The organism is Bhargavaea cecembensis DSE10 (assembly GCF_000348905.1).
Classification (GTDB): Bacteria; Bacillota; Bacilli; order Bacillales_A; family Planococcaceae; genus Bhargavaea; species Bhargavaea cecembensis.
In genome coordinates this window covers 262,410-283,501 of record NZ_AOFT01000002.1, presented here as the reverse complement: position 1 = coordinate 283,501, position 21,092 = coordinate 262,410, and the positions used below count along the sequence as shown (strand labels likewise).

The window sequence follows — 21,092 nt, the reverse complement described above, 5'->3', positions numbered from 1 at the left end:
AGAGGCTTTTTTTAATGGGCGCCGGTCCCCCGGTTTATTGGTAAATATATGATTTCTGATTTAAACAGGAAGGATGGAGTCGTCCAATGAATGAGGTCTTTCAGCATTTCAGAAAAGATGAACAGCCGTTTATCGAACAGGCAAGCGGCTGGGGGACTGAGGTCGAAGACCGGTACGCGCCGAAGCTGACCGGTTTTCTCGATCCGAGGCAGCGGCACATTGTCCGGGCAGTTGCCGGGACCGGTGACCTGGTCATCACGGAATCTGGCGGGCTTCCGGAGGCGGAGCGCAAGCGGATGATGATCGCCCCTTCCTACTTCGAGGTACAGCCGGAGGATTATGAGATATCGGTGATGGAGATCCGCTATCCGTCCAAGTTCATCGAAATCGGCCACCGGGATGTGCTCGGGTCCCTCACAGGCCTCGGCATCGACAGGGCCAGATTCGGGGATATCCGGACCGGTGACGGCGTCATCCAGTTTGCGGCTGACCGTTCACTCGCGGATTATCTCGCAGCCAATCTCCAGGCGGTGGGAAAGGCGAAGGTGCGTGTATCGGAAGTGGACACGGCAGAATCACTTCTGCCGCTGACCGAGCGGTATGAGGAAGCGTCGATCACCGTCTCTTCCCTGAGGCTGGACACCGTCCTTGCAGGCGCATTGAATCTGTCCAGGCAGAAAGCTGCTACACTGATCCAATCGGGCCGGGTGAAAGTCAACCATGCCGTCCGTGAGTCGGTTTCATTTGAACTGTCCGACTCGGACCTGCTTTCTGTACGGGGCCACGGCAGGATCCGGATTGAAGAAATCGGAGGCCGGACAAAAAAAGAACGGATCCGCCTGATCATCGGCATGCTGAAATAATCCGCCGCGGACAGAGGCAGAATGCCCGTTTTTCCGCCAAAATTTTCGGATTTGCCGTGTCACGGATGCCGGGTCCATGTATAATAGGTCTCAACGGAGTTTGAAAAAGGGGAGATGCAACACAATGGCATTGACACCGCTTGATATACATAACAAGGAATTCGGACGCTCGTTCCGTGGCTATGATGAAGACGAGGTCAACGAATTCCTCGAGCAGGTCATGAAAGATTACGAGGGGGTTCTCCAGAAAAACAAGCAGCTGGAAGAACAGCTCGAAATGACGACTGAACGGGTCACCCATTTCACGACGATTGAAAACACGCTACAGTCTTCGATTCTGATCGCACAGGAAGCGGCAGAGGAAGTGCGCCGCAATTCCCAGAAGGAAGCGAAGCTCATCGTCAAAGAAGCCGAAAAGAACGCCGATCGCATCGTGAATGATGCCCTGACCAAAGCACGCAGAATTGCGGTCGAAATCGAAGAGCTGAAAAAGCAGTCCAAAGTTTTCAGGAACCGGTTCCGGATGCTTGCGGAGGCGCAGCTGGAGATGATCAACACCGATGACTGGGATCTCCTGATGGACTATGAAGTCGACACGTCCGGGCTGGAAGAGCTGGAGGCAGAGCAAGAGTAAGCTGCCTTGACCGGCAGTGTCGGATTCTTTATAATGACGACAAGCAAAACAGAACGATCCAATCATAAATGGCGAAGACGGAGACAGTAGGGGCAGCGGAAGACAAAGCGAGCCGGGGATGGTGAGAGCCCGGTGCGGAAGCCGCCAGCGAAAATCACTCCGGAGCCGGACCGCGGAAACCCAGTACGCGGTCCCGTCACACCCCGTTACGGTGTCCGAGAGGCGGTGCGCGTGCGCGCCGCAATGAGGGTGGTATCGCGGGCAGAGGCTCCGTCCCTTTTATAGGGACGGGGTTTTTTTATTTGGTTGGCCGCCTGCCTGTGCAGGTTTCAATTAAGAGGAGGAATCAGGATGGATTACAAGAGCACGCTGCTCATGCCGAAAACAGAATTCCCGATGCGCGGGAATCTGCCGAAAAACGAACCGAAGATGCAGGAAAAATGGGAAGAGATGGACATCTACGAAAAAGTGCAGGAGCGGACAGAAGGCCGCCCGTTTTTTGTCCTTCATGACGGACCGCCATATGCCAACGGCGACCTCCACATGGGCCACGCACTCAATAAAGTGCTGAAGGATATCATCGTCCGGCACCGTTCGATGACCGGCTATCACGCACCATACGTGCCGGGCTGGGATACGCACGGCCTGCCGATCGAGCAGGCACTCGTCAACAAGGGCGTCAACCGGAAAGAGATGACGGTTGCCGAGTTCCGCGAGCTCTGCAAGGAGTACGCGCTTGAGCAGATCGACCGCCAGCGCACGCAGTTCAAGCGGATCGGTGTCCGCGGAAACTGGAAAAACCCTTACATCACCCTGAAGCCGGAGTTCGAAGCGCGCCAGATCGGTGTGTTCGGAGACATGGCCAAGAAGGGCTATATCTATAAAGGCAAGAAACCGGTTTACTGGTCGCCGTCAAGCGAGTCCGCACTCGCCGAAGCGGAAATCGAATACAAAGACAAGAAGTCACCATCGATCTATGTCGCTTTCCCGGTCAAGGACGGCAAAGGCGTCCTTGATACCGATGTGAACTTCCTGATCTGGACGACAACGCCTTGGACGATCCCCGCCAACCTTGCGATCTCCGTCCACCCGGACTTCGACTATTCCGTCGTCGAAGCTGACGGCAAAAAGTACATCCTGGCAAAAGACCTTCTGGAAGATGTTTCTTCAATGGTCGGCTGGGAACAAGTCGAGACGCTGCGTGAACTGAAGGGCCGGGAGCTGGAGCACCTGACTGCAGAGCACCCGCTTTACGGCAGGGATTCTCTGATCATCCTCGGGGACCATGTCACGATCGACGCAGGTACCGGGTGTGTCCATACGGCGCCGGGCCACGGGGAAGACGATTTCCGCGTCGGCAAGGCGAATGGCCTCGACGTGCTTTGCCCGGTGGATGACCGGGGCTTCATGACAGAAGAGGCACCGGGCTTTGAAGGCCTCTTCTATGACAAGGCCAACAAGCCGATCACCGATGCGCTGAACGAAAAGGGAGCCCTCGTGCACCTTGAATTCATCACGCACTCCTACCCGCACGACTGGCGCTCGAAAAAGCCGGTCATCTTCCGTGCCACTTCCCAGTGGTTCGCATCGATCGATAAGTTCAGGGAAGATCTGCTTCAGGCGATCCGTGACACATCGTTCACGCCGGCATGGGGAGAAACCCGCCTCTACAACATGGTCCGCGACCGCGGTGACTGGTGCATCTCCCGCCAGCGTGCATGGGGCGTGCCGATCCCTGTCTTCTATGCGGAAAACGGGGAACCTGTGATCACCGATGAGACGATCGGACATGTGCAAAAACTGTTCCGTGAGCACGGATCGAATGTCTGGTTCGAGCGCGAAGCGGAAGACCTGCTTCCTGAAGGCTTCACACATCCGGGCAGCCCGAACGGCAAGTTCACGAAGGAGACGGATATCATGGACGTCTGGTTCGACTCCGGATCAACCCACCAGGGCGTCCTCGTCGAACGCGATGACCTTGTTTATCCGGCAGACCTGTACCTTGAAGGGTCTGACCAGTACCGCGGATGGTTCAACTCTTCCCTGACGACATCGGTTGCCGTGAACGGCCACGCTCCGTACAAAGGCATCCTCAGCCACGGCTTCACACTTGACGGAGAGGGCCGCAAGATGAGCAAATCGCTCGGCAATGTCATCGTCCCTGCCAAGGTCATGGACCAGATGGGTGCGGATATCCTCCGGCTGTGGGTATCGTCGGCGGACTATACGGCGGACGTCCACGTTTCCGATGCGATCTTCAAGCAGGTGTCCGAAGTGTACCGGAAGATCCGGAATACACTGCGCTTCCTGCATGGAAACCTGTCGGACTTTGATCCTGCGAAGGACCGTGTCGCTAAGGAAGACCTCCGTCCGGTCGACAAGTATATGGACCTCAAGCTCCAGCGACTGATCCGGACGGTACGCGATGCCTACGACCGCTACGAGTTCATGACGGTCTACACATCGGTCAACAACTTCGTTACGGTCGATCTCAGCTCGTTCTATCTGGATATCGCAAAAGACGTCGTCTATATCGAGGCAGCCGACCATCCGCACCGCCGCGCTATGCAGACGGTCATGTATGACACGCTGACCGCGCTGCTCAAGCTGATGTCGCCGATCATCCCTCATACAGCAGATGAGATGTGGAGCTACCTCCAGCATGAAGAAGCGGAAAGCGTCCAGCTGACCGACATGCCGGATGCGCGCGAGGAAACAGACGAAGACTTCGCGCTCATGGCCCGCTTCACCGAGCTGATGGAAGTCCGCGATGATGTTCTGAAGGCGCTCGAAGAAGCCCGTAACGGGAAAGTCATCGGCAAATCGCTCGAAGCGGCAGTGACCGTCTATGTTCCTGAGGACCTCAAAGTTCTCCTGACTTCTGGAGACATCGACTTCGCCCAGTTCTTTATCGTTTCCGGCTTCCGCATCGGCGGCAACCTGGAAAACTCCCCTGCAGACGCAACGGGCTCCCGTGTCCGTGTCGTCGTGGAAAAGGCGGAAGGCGAGAAATGTGCACGCTGCTGGTCGGTGCCGGGCACAGTCGGAGAAAACCCGGAACACCCGGAACTCTGCGCACGCTGCGCAGATGTCGTTGTTAATCATTACGAAGCGTAAGCAAGCCATAACTGAAGAAAAATCGGACCCGGAAGCAAACTGCCTGGGTCCGATTTCTTTTTGTTGATCTTTGGGGTGAATGGTTACCTAATGAGAACGGGTGATTATCCGGCGATACCACTAATTACAACCAACTCTCTGCCGAATCGCAACCAATGGGTAACTGAACTCCTACCATGCCCGGTGAATCCCAACAAACGCCGCTCAGTTACAACGGCAGCGGGCTTTTTACTTCCCCTTACTTTGGGCTTCGGAATAAAGAAGAGATTATGTTATTTAGGCTATTACTTGTTTAAACTAGCGTTTGCCTCTACTTGTCCTAACAAGCCCTATGACGGATTGAAGCGGAGGGCCTGAGACTCCTGCGGGAAAAGCCGGGCAGGCGAGACCCGCAAGACGCAGTCGCGGGGCTCGGCGCCGGCCCGCGGAAAGCGAAGGCCCGCAGCTGAAATCCGAACGACTTTATGGATGTCTACAAAATGGCTCATCCTTTTCCAGGGCGGCATGAATTCAAAGAACCCCCACATCCCGGGCGCACTGCCGCGGCATCATATGGTAAAATAAACAGGATTCAATCGGATGGAGGAAAAGACGTGTTATTTTACTACGCCATCGCGGCGGCCCTCGTCATCATCGACCAGTGGACGAAGTGGCTCGTCGTGAAATATATGGAAGTCGGAGAGCGGATCTCCGTACTTGACCCGTATCTTGCCATTTTGTCTCACCGGAACCGCGGAGCGGCATGGGGCATGCTGCAGGGCCAGATGTGGCTGTTCTACATCGTGACGGTGGTGGTCGTCGCGGGAATCCTGTACTATTTCCACAAGCATGGAAAAGAGGGCGGTGCGGGCTTCAGGGTGAGTCTCATGATGCTTCTCGGAGGGGCGCTCGGCAACTTCATCGACCGATTGCGGATGGGTGAGGTCGTCGACTTCGTCGATGTCCTGATTCCCGTCATCAACTACGATTTCCCGATCTTCAACGTGGCCGACGCTGCACTGACCATCGGGGTCATCCTTCTCATCGTGCATATGTTTCTTGAGGAACTGAGAGAAAAGCGAAACAAAAAGGAGTCATAATGGAAAAACAGATTCTTGAAATCACACCGGAACACAGCGGCAGCCGCATTGACAAGGCCCTGTCCGCATTCAATCCTGAATGGACGCGCTCCAAGGTCCAGTCGTGGGTCAAAGAAGGCCTCATCCTTGTGAACGGAAAAACCGTGAAGCCGAATTATCAGCTGAAGGAGGACGACCGGGTGGAGGTGTCCGAGCCCGAACCTGAGCCGCTTGAAATCGTACCGGAGGATCTCGGCCTCGATATCGTTCATGAAGATGCCGATGTGCTCGTCGTCAACAAACCGCGCGGAATGGTCGTTCATCCGGCGGCGGGACATGCGACCGGCACGCTCGTTAACGGGCTGATGCACCACTGCACCGATCTGTCGGGCATCAATGGCGTCATGCGGCCGGGAATCGTGCACCGGATCGACAAGGACACGACCGGACTGCTGGCCGTCGCCAAAAACGATCTGGCCCATGCGTCGCTTGCCGAACAGCTTTCCAAAAAGACCGTCACACGGAAATACACCGCGCTCGTGCACGGCAACATCCAGCATGACGAAGGAACGGTCGATGCGCCGATCGGGAGGGATCCGAAAGACCGCCAGCGGATGACCGTCATTGACGGCGGCCGGGATGCGGTCACCCATTTCACCGTCACGGAACGGTTCGGGGACTATACCCTCGTGGAGTGCCGGCTCGAGACCGGGCGGACCCACCAGATCCGTGTCCACATGCGCTACATCGGCCATCCCCTTGCCGGAGACCCGAAGTATGGACCGAAAAAGACACTGCCTTTTGGCGGACAGGTCCTGCATGCGGGCATACTCGGATTCACCCATCCGTCCACCGGGGTGTATATGGAATTCGAGGCACCGCTTCCTGAAGATTTCGAAGACCTTCTCGGGAAATTGCGCCAGCGGGATTGACACCCCCCTGCTGCAGGTGTATAGTGAGTCAGACGAATCAAATAGCGAACCTTTAAGTCGGTCCAGAGAGGCCGGGAAGGTTGTACGGGAAATCCGCGGACCCATGCCGAGTGCATGCTTCCACGGGTAAATTCTGCACATCTGCCCTCCTGCCTGCCGGCCGGAGGGTATTTATTTTGGGGAAAAAGGAGGAAGCCCTGATGGGAGAAACAGTGAATCTTCTGGATGACAAGGCGATCGGACGGGCCGTCACCAGAATCGCCCATGAAATCATCGAGCGGAACAAAGGAATCGACAACTGTATCCTGGTCGGCATCAAGACACGGGGAGTCGACCTTGCCAGAAGGCTGGCGGCCAAGATCGAGACGATCGAGGGTGCGGCGATTGACATGGGGGAACTCGACATCACGCTTTACCGGGACGACATCGGCAAGAAGGAGCGGATGGATGCACCGCTCGTCCAGCAAATCGACATCGAGCAGGATCTTACAGGCCGAAAAGTGATCCTGATCGACGATGTGCTGTACACGGGAAGGACCGTGCGTGCTGCAATGGATGCCCTGATGGACACGGGCCGCCCGGCAAGCATCCAGCTTGCGGTGCTGGTCGACCGGGGCCACCGGGAACTTCCGATCAGGCCCGACTATGTCGGGAAAAATATCCCGACTTCCAAAGAAGAGCGGGTCACCGTCCTCCTTAAGGAGACGGACGGCACCGACAGCGTGACGCTCGAAAAACGGTAACAGCAATTCTTCGAAGAATGGGGAGCATGAACCATGGCAAAGGCAGTTCTCGACATCCAGGATAAGCCGTCCAACGGCAAGCTGCTGACACTCAGCCTGCAGCATATGTTTGCAATGTTCGGGGCGACCATCCTCGTTCCTCAGCTTGTCGGGCTCAGCCCGGCAATCGCGCTCCTGACAAGCGGCATCGCAACGATCGTATTTATCCTGGTAACCGGATTCAAGGTTCCGGCGTATCTCGGCTCTTCATTCGCATTTATCATACCAATCCAGGTGGCGACACAGGCGGGCGGCATCGGCAGCGCCATGATCGGAAGCCTGTTTGTCTCGCTGGTCTACGCGCTCGTATCGCTGCTGATCTGGAGGACCGGCCACCGGTGGATCATGCGGCTCCTGCCGCCGGTCGTCGTCGGACCGGTCATCATGGTCATCGGCCTGGCGCTTGCCCCGACTGCGGTCGGCATGGCGAGCACCATCCAGGTGGACGGGGAAAGCACCTACAGCTTCCTCCACTTCTCTGCCGCGATCGTGACACTTGCGGCAGCGGTCATCTGCATCATCTTCTTTAAAGGCCTGGTGAGCCTCATGCCAGTCCTGATCGGGATTGTCACGGGCTATCTGTACTCGGCTGCGATCGGAATCATCGATTTTTCTCCGGTGCGGGAGGCAGACTGGTTTGCGCTACCGGACTTTATCGTGCCGGGTGTGCATTATGAGTTCCAAGTGACAGGCACGCTGCTTGCCGTCATGGTTCCGATTGCGATCGTGACGATTTCCGAGCATATCGGCCATCAGCTGGTGCTGGGGCGGATCACAGACAGGAATTTCATCAAGGATCCCGGCCTGCACCGCTCGATTCTGGGGGACGGACTCGGAACGTTCTTTAGCGGGCTGGTCGGAGGCCCTCCGAAGACGACCTACGGAGAAAACATCGGTGTCCTCGCACTGACAAAAGTGTTCAGCATCCACGTCATTTTCGGCGCAGCGGTACTGGCGATCGTGTTCTCCTTCCTCGGGAAACTGATGGCACTGATTGCAACGATTCCGCAGGCGGTGCTCGGCGGCATCTCGATCCTGCTGTTCGGGATCATCGCCTCATCCGGTCTCCGGATGCTGGTCGAGCATGGCATCGACTTCGACAAGCAGCGCAATCTGGTGATCGCCTCGGTCATTCTCGTGACGGGGATCGGCGGAGCGGCGATCGAAATCAGCGAAACGTTCAAAATCGAGGGCATGGCGCTCGCAGCCATCCTCGGCGTCCTGCTCAACCTGCTCCTGCCGGGCAAGCCGGAGGGCAATGAAGCGGGAGAAATCGAATAACCGCCTTTTAACTGTATCCGGGAGATACGGAAAGGCCCTTTTGCCGCAGACGGGATACGTGTACCCGCCAAAGCGAAAAGAGCCTTTCCGACGACCGGAAAGGCTCTTTTTTACATAAGGAGGACTGTCACCATGGACCACCTGCTATCGATGAAACGGCTCGGACCGGATGGGATCATCCGCATTCTCGACAGAGCGGCTGAACTGAGGGGCGGGGCCGTGCCGGAAATCGGCCGGACCCACTACATCAGCAACCTGTTCTTTGAACCGAGCACACGCACCAAGACAAGCTTTGAAATGGCAGAGCGCAGGCTCGGGCTGGACGTGATTCCGTTCGAAGCCGGGTTCTCGAGCACCCTGAAGGGGGAGACCCTCTATGACACGGTCCGGACACTCGAAGCGATCGGCCTCGATGCTCTTGTGATCCGGTCTCCCGAGGACCGCTTCTACAAGGAACTAGAAGGCAGGACATCCGTAGCGATCATTAATGCCGGAGACGGATCGGGCCAGCACCCGACACAGACGCTGCTCGACCTGTTCACACTGCGTGAGGAGTTCGGCACACTGGAAGGCCTGAAGGTGACCATTGCCGGAGATGTCTCGCACAGCAGGGTGGCCAAGTCCGGCCGGGATGCGCTCCAGATGTTCGGGGCGGACGTCCGGATCCTCTGCCCGCCGGAATGGCAGGGAGACTTTGAATCGTCGGAGGACTGGGAAGAAGTTCTGCCCGACAGCGACGCGGTGATGCTGCTGCGTGTCCAGCATGAGCGGCACAGCGGCGAAGGATCGTTCTCCGCTCACAGCTACCACGAACGTTACGGGCTGACTGCCGGGCGGGCGGAGCGGATGAAAAAAGGCGCCATCATCCTTCATCCGGCACCCGTCAACCGGGGCGTTGAGATTGCCGGCGAACTGGTCGAACACAGCCGGTCAAGAATCTTCCGGCAAGTGGAAAACGGAGTCTATGTGAGAATGGCAGTACTCGAAACGATATTGAAGGGGAGAGATTGAGATGGGCACATTGATCAGAAACATCCGGATGCTGGATGAAAACGGGACACTCGGGAACGCAGAAATCCTGATGGAGGATGGCCTCTTCAAAGCGATCGGGCAGGAACTGCCCCATGAAGGCCATGAAATCGTGGACGGAGGCGGCCGATTTGCGGCTCCGGGACTGATCGATGTGCACGTCCATCTGCGTGAGCCGGGGGGCGAGCACAAGGAAACAATCCGGACGGGAACGGAAGCGGCGGCACGCGGCGGATTCACGACAATCTGTGCCATGCCGAACACGCGGCCGGTTCCGGACACTGCGGAAAACATCGGCAGGGTCAATGCACTCATTGAAGAAAACGCACTTGTCCGGGTACTTCCTTATGCGTCGATCACCATCCGCGAAGCGGGCAAGGAACGGACGGACATGGAGGAGCTGAAAAAGAACGGCGCATTCGCCTTCACCGACGACGGTGTCGGTGTCCAGTCGGCAGGCATGATGTATGAAGCGATGCGGGATGCGGCGGAAATCGGAATGCCGGTCGTGGCACACTGTGAGGACAATACGCTCATCTATGGCGGCGCACTGCACGACGGCAAGCGGAACAGGGAGCTCGGCATCCCGGGCATCCCGTCGATTGCCGAGTCCGTCCATATTTCAAGGGATGTCCTTTTGGCGGAGGCTGCCGGAGCGCACTATCATGTCTGCCACGTGAGCACGAAGGAGTCGGTGAGGACGATCCGGGATGCGAAGGCGGCAGGCATCCGGGTGACGGCGGAAGTCACGCCCCACCATCTGCTGCTGACGGAAGACGACATTCCGGGCAATGACGCAAACTGGAAGATGAATCCGCCGCTCCGCGCCCAGGAAGATCTGGAAGCCCTACACGAAGGGCTGCTCGACGGCACGATTGATGTGATCGCGACAGACCACGCTCCGCATAGTGCGGAAGAAAAGGCGTCCGGGATGGAAAAGGCGCCTTTCGGCATCACGGGCCTCGAGACGGCTTTCCCGCTGCTCTACACGAACTTCGTGGAAACGGGCAAGTGGACACTCAAACAGCTGACAGACTGGCTCACAGAGAAGCCGGCGGATGTGTTCGGCCTCGGATTCGGCCGGATCGCGGAAGGACTGCCGGCGGACCTTGTCCTGATCGACCTGGAAAAGGAAAAAGAGATTGATCCCGAAACATTCGCATCCAAAGGAAAGAACACCCCGTTCGGAGGCCGTGCATGCAAAGGCTGGCCGGTCATGACGATCTTCGGCGGCGACATCGTTTGGCAGGAGGGACAACAATGACGAAAAAGCGATATCTGATTCTGGAAGACGGTACGGTATTTGAGGGAGAGGCGTTCGGCGCGGAACGCGGCATGGTCGGCGAGGTCGTCTTCACAACGAGCATGAGCGGTTATCAGGAGGCACTGACGAATCCGTCCAACACGGGCGTGATCCTTGTCATGACCTACCCGCTCATCGGCAATTATGGGGTGAACCGGGATGATTCAGAATCGGTCGATCTCAATCTCGGCGCTCTCGCAGTGCGGGCAATTGAGGATCAGCCGTCGAATTTCCGCTGTGACGAAACGCTTTCCTCCTTCATGGAAAAACGGAACATCCCCGGCATCTCCGAAATCGACACACGGAAACTGACCCGCATCATCCGGAGCAAGGGAACGATGAAGGGGATGCTCACCGAGGCCGGAAAGGACGTCGACCTGGATACAGCGCTTCAGGTGCTGGCGGCATCCGAGATGGCACCGGGCCTGGTCGAAGCCGTTTCTACCAAGCGCCCATACCCGAGCCCGGGCCGCGGCAAGCGGGTGGCTGTCGTGGACTACGGCATGAAGCACGGCATCCTCCGCGAGCTGAACAACCGCGGCTGCGATGTGCTCGTCGTTCCTTATGACACATCCGCCGAAGACGTGCTTGCCTGGCATCCGGACGGCATCCTGCTCTCGAACGGGCCCGGCAACCCGGAAGATGTTGAAGAAGCGCCTGCCTTCATCAGGGAAGTGCTCGGAAAAGTGCCGATCTTCGGCATCAACCTCGGCCACGAGCTGCTTGCCATCAGCTGCGGGGCGAAGACGTTCAAGATGCGCTTCGGGCATCACGGCGGCAACCATCCCGTAAAGGACCTGCAGACGGGCCGCACGGAAATCACTTCCCAGAACCACCAGTACGCGGTGGACCGGGACTCGCTCGAAGGAACGGGACTGACCGTCACCCATGTCGCCCTCAATGACGGCACGGTTGAAGGGCTCGCCCATGAGACACATGCGGCATTCTCCGTCCAGTTCGATCCGGAAGCTTCTCCGGGACCGGAGGATTCGAACCACCTGTTTGACAGGTTTATCGACACCATGGAGCGCCACAACGGAAAGGAGATCATCGCCAATGCCTAAACGCACAGATATCGAAACGATCCTCGTCATCGGTTCCGGCCCGATCGTCATCGGCCAGGCCGCAGAGTTCGACTATGCCGGAACACAGGCCTGCCTCTCCCTGAAAGAGGAAGGCTACCGCGTCATCCTCATCAACTCCAACCCGGCAACGATCATGACCGACACGGAGATTGCGGACAAGGTGTACATTGAACCGATTTCCCTGGAATTCGTCTCCCGGATCATCCGCAAGGAGCGCCCTGACGCCATCCTGCCGACGCTTGGCGGCCAGACCGGCCTCAACATGGCCATCGAACTCCACAATTCGGGAATCCTCGATGAACTCGGCATTGAAGTGCTCGGCACGAAACTGGATGCCATCAACAAGGCAGAGGACCGCGAGCTGTTCCGCTCCCTCATGAATGAACTGGACGTACCGGTACCGGAAAGCGAGATCATCCATAACCTGGCGGAAGCAAAGGCGTTTGTCGCGGAGGTCGGCTATCCGGTCATCGTTCGCCCGGCATTTACGCTCGGCGGTACGGGCGGCGGCATCTGCCATGACGACAAGGAACTTGAAGAGATTGTCGCGAGCGGACTAAAATACAGCCCGGTCAGCCAGTGCCTACTCGAGAAGTCGATCGCAGGCTTTAAAGAGATCGAATTCGAAGTGATGCGTGACTCGGCGGACAATGCGATCGTCGTCTGCAGCATGGAAAACTTCGACCCGGTCGGCATCCACACCGGGGACTCGATCGTCGTGGCACCGGTACAGACGCTGTCCGACCGTGAAGTCCAGATGCTCCGCAACGTGTCCCTTAACATCATCCGTGCGCTCGGAATCGAGGGCGGCTGCAACGTCCAGCTGGCACTCGACCCGGACAGCTTCAACTTCTATGCCATCGAAGTCAACCCGCGCGTCAGCCGCTCGTCGGCGCTCGCCTCCAAGGCGACAGGCTATCCGATCGCGAAGCTCGCATCGAAAATCGCGGTCGGCCTCACGCTTGACGAGATGATGAACCCGGTTACCGGACAGACTTATGCCTGCTTCGAGCCGACGATCGACTACATCGTCGCGAAAATCCCGCGCTGGCCGTTCGACAAGTTTGAAAGCGCGAAGCGTAACCTCGGCACCCAAATGAAGGCGACAGGTGAAGTCATGTCCATCGGCCGCACATTCGAAGAAGCGATTCTGAAAGCCGTGCGTTCCCTCGAGACCGGCCTTTACCACCTGAATCTGAAGCACGGGGAAGACCTCTCGATGGAATGGATCGAAAAGCGCATCCGCCGGGCGGGCGACGAGCGCCTGTTCTTTATCGGCGAGGCGCTGCGCCGCGGTGTAACGGTAGAAGCGATCCATGAATGGAGCAAGATCGACTTCTTCTTCCTTAATAAGCTGGAGAAGATCGTTGCCTTCGAAAACACGCTCAGGGAAAACCCGTTTGACCGCACGGTCGCCCGCAAGGCGAAACGCATGGGCTTTGCCGACCGTACGATTGCCGAGCTCTGGAATACGAAGGAACGTGAAGTGTACGAATGGCGCGCCGGGCAGGGGCTCGTACCGGTCTACAAGATGGTCGATACATGTGCCGGAGAATTCGAGTCCGAGACGCCTTACTTCTACGGCACCTACGAAGAAGAAAACGAGTCGGTCAAATCCGGCAAGGAAAGTGTCATCGTGCTCGGTTCCGGCCCGATCAGGATCGGTCAGGGCGTCGAGTTCGACTATGCCACGGTCCACTCGGTCTGGGCCATCCAGGAAGCCGGCTACGAGGCGATCATCATAAACAACAACCCGGAGACGGTATCGACCGATTTCTCCATCTCCGACAAGCTCTATTTTGAGCCGCTCACAATCGAGGACGTCATGGCGATCATCGACCTCGAACAGCCAAAAGGTGTCATCGTCCAGTTTGGCGGCCAGACGGCGATCAACCTGGCGGATGCCCTCGAGGCACGCGGAGTAAAGATCCTCGGTACGACTCTGGAAGACCTCGACCGAGCGGAAAGCCGCGACAAGTTCGAGGAGACGCTCCGCGGACTCGGCATTCCCCAGCCGCTCGGAAAGACGGCAGTTTCCGCGCCGGAAGCGGTCGAAATCGCAAGCGGCATCGGCTATCCCGTGCTTGTCCGCCCGTCGTACGTCCTAGGCGGCCGCGCGATGGAAATCGTCTACAACGAACAGGAACTGAGGCACTATATGGAACATGCCGTCGAGGCGAGTCCCGAACACCCGGTCCTGATCGACCGCTACCTGACGGGCAAGGAGATTGAAGTCGATGCCATCTGCGACGGCGAAAACGTCCTGATCCCGGGCATCATGGAGCACGTCGAGCGCGCGGGCGTCCACTCCGGGGACTCGATCGCGGTCTATCCGCCGCAGAGCCTCACGGAGAAGCAGGTCGCCACACTGGCGGATTACACGGAGCGTCTTGCACGCGGCCTGAACATCGTCGGGCTCATGAACATCCAGTATGTGATCGCTGGTGGAGAGGTGTATGTGATCGAGGTCAACCCGCGCTCCAGCCGGACAGTGCCGTTCCTCAGCAAGATCACCGGCATCCCGATGGCGAATATCGCGACAAAGGCGATTCTCGGGGAATCGATCACCGCTCAGGGCTACCAGACCGGTCTGCTGGAACAGGTAAGCGGCGTTTATGTGAAGGTTCCGGTGTTCAGCTTTGCGAAGCTGGCACGCGTCGACATCACCCTCGGACCTGAGATGAAATCGACGGGTGAGGTCATGGGCAAGGATGACACATTCGAAAAAGCGCTGTATAAAGGATTTATCGCTTCCGGAATGGAAATCCGCGACCACGGCACGGTCCTCTTCACGGTCTCCGACAAAGACAAGGAAGAAGCTGTCGGCATCGCAGCCCGGTTCGCGGATATCGGCTATCAGCTCCTCGCGACGGAAGGTACGGCGGATACATTCCGCGAAGCGGGTCTGCCTGTCAGGACGGTCGGCAAGATCGGCGGGGAAGGCAAGACGCTGATCGACGTCATCCAGACCGGCGAAGCCCAGTTCATCATCAACACGCTCACCAAAGGCAAGCAGCCTGAACGCGACGGATTCCGCATCCGCCGTGAATCTGTCGAAAACGGCATTCCGTGCATGACGTCCATGGATACGGCAAAAGCCGTGCTCCGGGTGATTGAATCGATGACTTTCTCTGCGGAGGCGATGCTTCCGCGTCATACGAAGTCCGCACGGGAGGTCCATGCATGATCCGAAATGAACACATGAAGGTCGCGGGACAGAGGGAGATTGCCCGGAACATCTATGAACTGGTCCTGGAAGGGGAACTGGCCGATGAAATCAAGGAGCCCGGGAAGTTTGTCCACGTCCGGGCAGGCGAGACGCTGGACCCTCTCCTCCGCAGGCCGATCAGCATCGCCGATTACGGCAATGGCAGGATCACGCTGATCTACCGCGCGGAAGGCTACGGAACGCGCGTGATATCGGAAAAGGGCCTTCATGGCCAGGCCGACGTCCTTGGTCCGCTCGGTAACGGGTTTCCCGTTGAGGCGGCCGCTCCGGGAACGAAGGCGCTGCTTGTCGGCGGGGGAATCGGCGTGCCGCCGCTTTACGGCCTGTCCAGACGGCTTAAGGAAGCGGGAGTCGAGCCGGTCCACGTTCTCGGCTTTCAATCGGAAGATGTGGTCTTCTATGAGGAAGAATTCATCCGGCTTGGTGAAACCCATATCGCGACGGTTGACGGCTCCCGGGGGGCGAAGGGGTTTGTCACAGATGTCATGGCCTCGCTCGGCCATGAGTTCAGCGTGTATTACAGCTGCGGGCCGCTCCCGATGCTGAAAGCTGTTGCAGAAGGAATGGCGGGAACGGAAGGCTATCTGAGTTTTGAGGAGCGGATGGGCTGCGGCATCGGCGCATGCTTCGCATGTGTCTGCCGCACGGATTCAAACGACCGCGGCTACGTGAAGGTCTGTTCGGACGGCCCGGTATTCAAGGCGGGGGTGGTGACGTTATGAACCGGCTACAGGTGGAACTGCCCGGACTCACACTGAAAAACCCGATCATGCCGGCAAGCGGCTGTTTCGGGTTCGGCAAGGAATATGCACAACTGTATGACCTGTCAAAGCTTGGAGCCATCATGGTGAAAGCGACCACCCTTGAACCGAGGTTCGGAAACCCGACACCCCGCGTCGCGGAAACGCCCGCGGGAATGCTGAATGCGATCGGGCTCCAGAATCCGGGGCTCGAAAAAGTCGTCACGGAAGAACTGCCGTGGCTGGAGCAGTACGATGTACCGATCATCGCGAACGTCGCCGGCTCCGAGACGGAAGATTATGTCGCGGTCGCCGAGCGCATCTCCAAAGCACCCAATGTCCGGGCGCTTGAACTGAACATCTCATGCCCGAACGTCAGGTGCGGAGGCATCACATTCGGCACGGATCCCAAAATTGCCGGGGAACTCACCCGGGCGGTAAAGGCGGTCTCATCCGTGCCCGTCTATGTCAAGCTTTCCCCGAACGTCACGGACGTCACCGAGATTGCCCGTGCGGTTGAAGCGGGAGGAGCGGACGGGCTGACGCTCATCAACACGCTTGTCGGCATGAGGTTTGATCCGCGGACAGGCCGGCCGGTCATCGCGAATGGCACAGGAGGCCTCTCAGGCCCCGCCGTAAAACCGGTCGCGCTGCGCATGGTCTATGAAGTCTCCCGCAGCGTCTCGATTCCGGTCATCGGGATGGGCGGCATATCCGATGTGGATGATGTCATCAACTTCATGTCGGCCGGCGCCAGTGCGGTCGCGGTCGGGACTGCCAATTTCGTCGACCATTTTGTCTGTCCGAACCTGATCGATGCACTCCCGGACCGCATGGACGAGCTTGGCATCAGGAACATCACGGAACTGATCGGAAGGAGCCACAGATGATGAACCGTTCACCGATTATTGCGCTGGACTTTCCGGCGCCGGATGATGCATTGGGATTCCTGGACAACATGCCGTCCGGCCTGTGGGTGAAAGTCGGCATGGAACTGTATCTCCAGAACGGGCCGGATATCGTAGGCAGGCTCAAGGACAGGGGGCATGCGGTATTCCTTGACCTGAAGCTGCATGATATCCCGAACACGGTGGGCCGGGCGATGGAAGGGCTTGCCCGTGTCGGCGCGGACATGGTGAATGTCCATGCAGCCGGAGGAAGCGAGATGATGCGGCGGGCGCTTGATGGCCTGGATGCCGGAACACCTGCCGGCAGGAAACGCCCCGCACTGATCGCGGTTACCCAGCTGACTTCCACGGGGGAAGAGCAGATGAACCATGAACAGGGGATTCCCGGCAGACTGATGGATTCAGTGGTACGGTATTCCCGTCTCGCAGATATGTCCGGACTGGACGGGGTCGTCTGTTCGGTACACGAAGCCTCTGCCATCCGGGATGCCTGCGGTGAAGAGTTCCTGAAAGTGACCCCGGGCATCCGCCTGGCGGACGGGGACACGCATGACCAGAAGCGGATTGCCACACCGGCAGATGCCGGGCGGGCGGGTTCAACGCATATCGTCGTCGGACGCGCCATCACCCGGGCCGCCGATCCGGCTGCGGCCTATGAAACCGTGAAACAGCAATGGGAGGAAGGTTGACATGTCACTGAAACGAGAAATTGCTGAATCGCTTCTTTCGATCGGAGCCGTGCGCTTCAGTCCGGAAGAGCCGTTTACTTGGGCCTCGGGCATCAAGTCGCCGATCTACTGCGACAATCGCCTGACCATGTCTTATCCCGGAGTGCGGAAGCGCATCGCAGAGGGGCTGGCCGAATTGATCAGGACGGAGTATCCGGAAGCCGAAGTGATTGCCGGCACCGCAACCGCGGGCATTCCTCATGCCGCATGGGTAAGCGACCTGATGGACAAGCCGATGATCTATATCCGCTCCAAGCCGAAAGGCCACGGCCGCGGAAACCAGATCGAAGGGGAATTGAAGGAAGGAAGCCGTACGGTCATCATTGAGGACCTGATTTCGACGGGCGGCAGCAGCCTGACCGCAGCCGCAGCAGCGAAGGAAGCAGGGGCGGATATCCTGGGGGTCGTTTCAATCTTTACATATGGCCTTGAAAAGGCAGAAAAGAATTTCGGGGAAGCCGATTTGCGGCACCACAGCCTCACGGACTTCGATGCCCTTGCGAATGCGGCAGCGGAGTCGGGTGCCATCCCTCGTGACTCGCTGCCGGGCCTGATCGACTGGCACGGGAAGTTGAGAAAAGGCGAACTACTATAAAGATATCCGGCCGGTCCTGTTCAGGGGCCGGTCGTGTTTGTCTAATGAAAAGAGCCGAAGGGGAGGGCATTACCGCGCTCCACTTCGGCTTAACATCATGTCATTCTCTTATTTGCCTTTCTTTTTCTTCCTGGCGTAACGGCATTTCGGGCAGTTGCATGGCTTTTGTTTATAAGTTGGGGCCATTCCGGTCCCTGCGCGGCCAGGGCTATTTTGAGTTTCTATTGCTTCGTAACCCTGGATTGCCATAGTGGATTTCCAGTCGGTGCTTCCAACAGCCGTACCGGCATCGGAAACATCTGTGCCTTCAACAGTGGTGCCTGCACCGGTGTCATCAGTGCCGTCAGGAGCAGTACCTTCAGCTGGGGCCATTCCGGTTTCTGCGCGGTCAGTGGCATTTTGGGTTTCTATTGCTTCGTAACCCTGGATTGCCATAGTGGATTTCCAGTCGGTGCTTCCAACAGCCGTACCGGCATCGGAAACATCTGTGCCTTCAACAGTTGTGCCTGCACCGGAGTCATCTGTGCCCTCGGCAGTTGTGCCTGCATCGGAGTCATCTGTGCCTTCAACAGTTGTGCCAGCACCGGAGTCATCCGTGCCCTCGGCAGTTGTGCCTGCATCGGTGTCATTTGTACCTTCAACAGTGGTACCTGCATCGGAGTCAACAGCGCCTTCTGCAGGGGTGCCGGCACCGGAATCATCTGCGCCTTCAACAGTGGTACCTGCATCGGAGTCAACAGCGCCTTCTGCAGGGGTGCCGGCACCGGAATCATCTGCGCCTTCAACAGTGGTACCAGTATCGGAGTCATCAGTGCCCTCGGCAGTTGTGGCAGCACCGGAGTCGTCTGCACCTTCAACAGTTGTGCCAGCACCGGAGTCGTCTGCACCTTCAACAGCGGTTCCGGCATCGGAGTCATCTGCACCTTCTGCAGGGGTGCCGGCATTTGAATCATCCGTGCCTTCAGCAACAGTACCGGCATCAGAGTCCCCGTTGCCTTCGGTATCCGTAGTGGCAGTGGTGTCATCCGTGCCCTCAATCACTTCATTTACTGTCTCCTCAGCAGTCTCATCCGTGACTTGAGGATCTTCCGGAGTGACAGTGTCAGTTGGGGGCTCTGCCGGAGCGGGTACTTCCGCTGGGGCTTCATCTGCGTGCGGCAGTTGAACCGGGTGGGTGTTCTCGATGATTGTAATCGGACGCATCATGTCATGATCTTCGTGCTCCAGGAAGTGACAGTGCCAGATATAGTTTCCTGTGAAGTCCTTCCAGTGCATGGCGATCGACGTCACCATGCCGATATCGGCCCTTACGACATCCTTCCAGCCGCGCTCGTATTCCCTAGGGGGCTCCGCAGGACCGGTAAATACGATTTCCCCCGTCTCTGTGAAGACATCCACGTCGAACGGACGGCGCTCAAGGATTTTAAACTGGATCAGGTGAAGGTGGATCGGGTGCTGGATCGGTGTCGTGTTGATGAAGTTCCAAATTTCAATGCTGTCAAGTGACGGCCTTTCCGAGGCCGGATCATGATACATATGATCATTCAGCATGAGCATCGGCCGGCCGTATTCATCTGTCGTCGCCGTAAGGGGCAGGTTTCGGACAATATGCGCATGCTCAGTATGCAGTGCCATTTCCGGGTAAAGGGTTTCCGGAATCTGGCTGTCGTCCTCACCGTCCAGCGGAAGGCAGACGGAGAACTGCATGACGACGCTCGTATGCTCATTGAGCGGAAACTCCGGATCATTGTTCAGCAGAGTGATGGTCTGGCCCTGCATCGTCGAGAAGTCGATGATGATGTCTGTCCTCTCTGCCGGCAGCAGATCAAAGGACGTCAGTTCTGCCGGTGCCTCGAGAAGTCCTCCGTCAGTTCCGATCTGATGGATGGTGCCCCCGTTCGATAAACTCAGGGAGTAGCCGCGACGGTTGGAAGCATTCAGAACACGGAACCTGTATTTTCTCGGCTCAACGTTCAGGTAAGGCCAAAGCTTTCCGTTGACCGCGATGGTATCTCCAAGGACACCCGGTGTGATTGAAGGATTGACCGTTACAGGAAACGGCGGTGTGTCCGGGTAGAAGAGTGATCCGTCATCATTGAACGAACGGTCCTGGATCATCATCGGGATTTCATACTTGCCTGAGGGCAGCCTGAGGCGATCTTCCAGGGCATCGCGCAGCAGGTAGAAGCCTGCAAGGCCGGAGTAGACGTTCAGCCGCGTGAGCGACATCGCATGGTCATGGTACCAGAGCGTGGCTCCAGGCTGATGGTTCGTATAGGCATGCACCTGCCTTCTGAACGTCGGGCCGGTCATCTCATAATTCTTCGTGTACCATGCTTCGGGGTGGCCGTCACTTTCCCAGTCCACTTTCGCACCGTGCAAGTGAACGACTGTCCGGACGTCGGCCGTGTCGATGCTGGAGTGAAGGGTGCGGTCGAGTGGGAGGAAATGTTCATCAGGAAGGTTGTTCAGGTATTTCACATAGGTGGTTTTGTCTTTTCTCGCCTCGATCGTCGGACCAGGGATCAGCCCGTCATATCCCCAGATTTTTGTTTCAGGGAAGTTTTGGTGATAACGGTGCAGCCCCTCTTTCATTTCCAGCTCGTAATAGGAGCCGTCGGGATAATCGTCGTGCTGAACAGGCACCGCAACTGACGGCTTTGGCAGCGGATCCATAAATTTGGGGATGCTGTTCGGGTCTGAAGGCTTGACGCATTTGCCCATCGTATTCACTTTCCTTTCCTGTTATTTTTTTGCATGGACCGGCAGGATCCGGCATGCTATCACATCGTATGTATGCAAATAGTC

At 57.7% G+C, this 21,092-nt stretch carries 16 protein-coding genes and 1 other annotated feature; of the genes, 15 read left to right on the top strand and 1 reads right to left on the bottom strand.

Features of this window, described 5'->3' with window-relative positions; genetic code table 11:
* The first annotated feature begins 86 nt into the window (after window positions 1-86).
* The 15 genes from C772_RS03000 to pyrE all read left to right on the top strand — a co-directional run bounded on the left by C772_RS03000 (window position 87) and on the right by pyrE (window position 18,284).
* A complete protein-coding gene (locus C772_RS03000; RefSeq protein ID WP_008297305.1) occupies window positions 87-863 on the top strand; it encodes a YlmH family RNA-binding protein in 777 nt (258 codons plus the stop codon).
* Between the two features lie 124 nt (window positions 864-987).
* Entirely contained in the window at window positions 988-1,497 is a 510-nt protein-coding gene (locus tag C772_RS02995; RefSeq protein WP_008297304.1) for a DivIVA domain-containing protein, read from the top strand.
* A gap of 65 nt (window positions 1,498-1,562) precedes the next feature.
* Window positions 1,563-1,778: a binding site (T-box leader), on the top strand.
* 70 nt (window positions 1,779-1,848) lie between these two features.
* Window positions 1,849-4,614: an isoleucine--tRNA ligase gene (gene ileS, locus C772_RS02990; protein WP_008297303.1), complete on the top strand. Its 2,766-nt coding sequence runs from the start codon at window positions 1,849-1,851 to the stop codon at window positions 4,612-4,614.
* A 593-nt stretch (window positions 4,615-5,207) separates the two neighbouring features.
* On the top strand, window positions 5,208-5,693 hold the full coding sequence (lspA, locus tag C772_RS02985; protein ID WP_008297302.1) for a signal peptidase II: 486 nt from the start codon (window positions 5,208-5,210) through the stop codon (window positions 5,691-5,693).
* The gene (locus C772_RS02980; RefSeq protein ID WP_008297301.1) at window positions 5,693-6,604 is read left to right on the top strand and encodes an RluA family pseudouridine synthase; all 912 of its coding nucleotides are present in this window, start codon (window positions 5,693-5,695) and stop codon (window positions 6,602-6,604) included. Before lspA ends, C772_RS02980 begins: the two co-directional genes overlap by 1 nt.
* A gap of 200 nt (window positions 6,605-6,804) precedes the next feature.
* A complete protein-coding gene (pyrR, locus tag C772_RS02975; RefSeq protein ID WP_008297300.1) occupies window positions 6,805-7,347 on the top strand; it encodes a bifunctional pyr operon transcriptional regulator/uracil phosphoribosyltransferase PyrR in 543 nt (180 codons plus the stop codon).
* 33 nt (window positions 7,348-7,380) lie between these two features.
* Window positions 7,381-8,667, top strand: a complete 1,287-nt coding sequence (locus C772_RS02970; RefSeq protein WP_008297299.1) for a uracil-xanthine permease family protein — start codon at window positions 7,381-7,383, stop codon at window positions 8,665-8,667.
* 132 nt (window positions 8,668-8,799) lie between these two features.
* Window positions 8,800-9,678, top strand: coding sequence for an aspartate carbamoyltransferase catalytic subunit (locus C772_RS02965; RefSeq protein WP_008297298.1), 879 nt, complete (start codon window positions 8,800-8,802; stop codon window positions 9,676-9,678).
* A gap of 1 nt (window position 9,679) precedes the next feature.
* Window positions 9,680-10,960: a dihydroorotase gene (locus C772_RS02960; protein WP_008297296.1), complete on the top strand. Its 1,281-nt coding sequence runs from the start codon at window positions 9,680-9,682 to the stop codon at window positions 10,958-10,960.
* Window positions 10,957-12,063 carry a carbamoyl phosphate synthase small subunit gene (locus C772_RS02955; protein WP_008297295.1) on the top strand — a complete coding sequence of 369 codons (1,107 nt, stop codon included), beginning with the start codon at window positions 10,957-10,959 and terminating at the stop codon, window positions 12,061-12,063. Before C772_RS02960 ends, C772_RS02955 begins: the two co-directional genes overlap by 4 nt.
* Window positions 12,056-15,271, top strand: a complete 3,216-nt coding sequence (gene carB, locus C772_RS02950) for a carbamoyl-phosphate synthase large subunit (RefSeq protein WP_008297294.1) — start codon at window positions 12,056-12,058, stop codon at window positions 15,269-15,271. The genes C772_RS02955 and carB overlap by 8 nt, the downstream gene beginning before the upstream one ends.
* Window positions 15,268-16,035, top strand: a complete 768-nt coding sequence (locus tag C772_RS02945; protein WP_008297292.1) for a dihydroorotate dehydrogenase electron transfer subunit — start codon at window positions 15,268-15,270, stop codon at window positions 16,033-16,035. The genes carB and C772_RS02945 overlap by 4 nt, the downstream gene beginning before the upstream one ends.
* On the top strand, window positions 16,032-16,943 hold the full coding sequence (locus tag C772_RS02940) for a dihydroorotate dehydrogenase (RefSeq protein ID WP_008297291.1): 912 nt from the start codon (window positions 16,032-16,034) through the stop codon (window positions 16,941-16,943). The genes C772_RS02945 and C772_RS02940 overlap by 4 nt, the downstream gene beginning before the upstream one ends.
* The gene (pyrF, locus tag C772_RS02935; protein ID WP_008297289.1) at window positions 16,943-17,650 is read left to right on the top strand and encodes an orotidine-5'-phosphate decarboxylase; all 708 of its coding nucleotides are present in this window, start codon (window positions 16,943-16,945) and stop codon (window positions 17,648-17,650) included. Before C772_RS02940 ends, pyrF begins: the two co-directional genes overlap by 1 nt.
* Before the next feature lies 1 nt (window position 17,651).
* Entirely contained in the window at window positions 17,652-18,284 is a 633-nt protein-coding gene (gene pyrE, locus C772_RS02930) for an orotate phosphoribosyltransferase (RefSeq protein WP_008297287.1), read from the top strand.
* Window positions 18,285-18,392: 108 nt separating this feature from the next.
* On the opposite strand, the gene C772_RS17005 is transcribed toward pyrE, so the two are convergent.
* Window positions 18,393-21,008, bottom strand: a complete 2,616-nt coding sequence (locus C772_RS17005; protein ID WP_008297285.1) for a multicopper oxidase — start codon at window positions 21,006-21,008, stop codon at window positions 18,393-18,395.
* Window positions 21,009-21,092: the final 84 nt, after the last annotated feature.

Excerpts from the sequence above, each read along its gene's own strand:
- pyrR (WP_008297300.1), top strand. The coding sequence starts at position 6,805 with ATGGGAGAAACAGTGAATCTTCTGGATGACAAGGCGATCGGACGGGCC.
- pyrF (WP_008297289.1), top strand. The coding sequence starts at position 16,943 with ATGAACCGTTCACCGATTATTGCGCTGGACTTTCCGGCGCCGGATGAT.
- pyrE (WP_008297287.1), top strand. The coding sequence starts at position 17,652 with ATGTCACTGAAACGAGAAATTGCTGAATCGCTTCTTTCGATCGGAGCC.
- C772_RS02980 (WP_008297301.1), top strand. The coding sequence starts at position 5,693 with ATGGAAAAACAGATTCTTGAAATCACACCGGAACACAGCGGCAGCCGC.
- C772_RS02960 (WP_008297296.1), top strand. The coding sequence starts at position 9,680 with ATGGGCACATTGATCAGAAACATCCGGATGCTGGATGAAAACGGGACA.
- C772_RS02955 (WP_008297295.1), top strand. The coding sequence starts at position 10,957 with ATGACGAAAAAGCGATATCTGATTCTGGAAGACGGTACGGTATTTGAG.
- carB (WP_008297294.1), top strand. The coding sequence starts at position 12,056 with ATGCCTAAACGCACAGATATCGAAACGATCCTCGTCATCGGTTCCGGC.
- C772_RS02965 (WP_008297298.1), top strand. The coding sequence starts at position 8,800 with ATGGACCACCTGCTATCGATGAAACGGCTCGGACCGGATGGGATCATC.
- C772_RS02995 (WP_008297304.1), top strand. The coding sequence starts at position 988 with ATGGCATTGACACCGCTTGATATACATAACAAGGAATTCGGACGCTCG.
- C772_RS02945 (WP_008297292.1), top strand. The coding sequence starts at position 15,268 with ATGATCCGAAATGAACACATGAAGGTCGCGGGACAGAGGGAGATTGCC.
- C772_RS17005 (WP_008297285.1), bottom strand. The coding sequence starts at position 21,008 with ATGGGCAAATGCGTCAAGCCTTCAGACCCGAACAGCATCCCCAAATTT.
- C772_RS03000 (WP_008297305.1), top strand. The coding sequence starts at position 87 with ATGAATGAGGTCTTTCAGCATTTCAGAAAAGATGAACAGCCGTTTATC.
- C772_RS02970 (WP_008297299.1), top strand. The coding sequence starts at position 7,381 with ATGGCAAAGGCAGTTCTCGACATCCAGGATAAGCCGTCCAACGGCAAG.
- C772_RS02940 (WP_008297291.1), top strand. The coding sequence starts at position 16,032 with ATGAACCGGCTACAGGTGGAACTGCCCGGACTCACACTGAAAAACCCG.
- ileS (WP_008297303.1), top strand. The coding sequence starts at position 1,849 with ATGGATTACAAGAGCACGCTGCTCATGCCGAAAACAGAATTCCCGATG.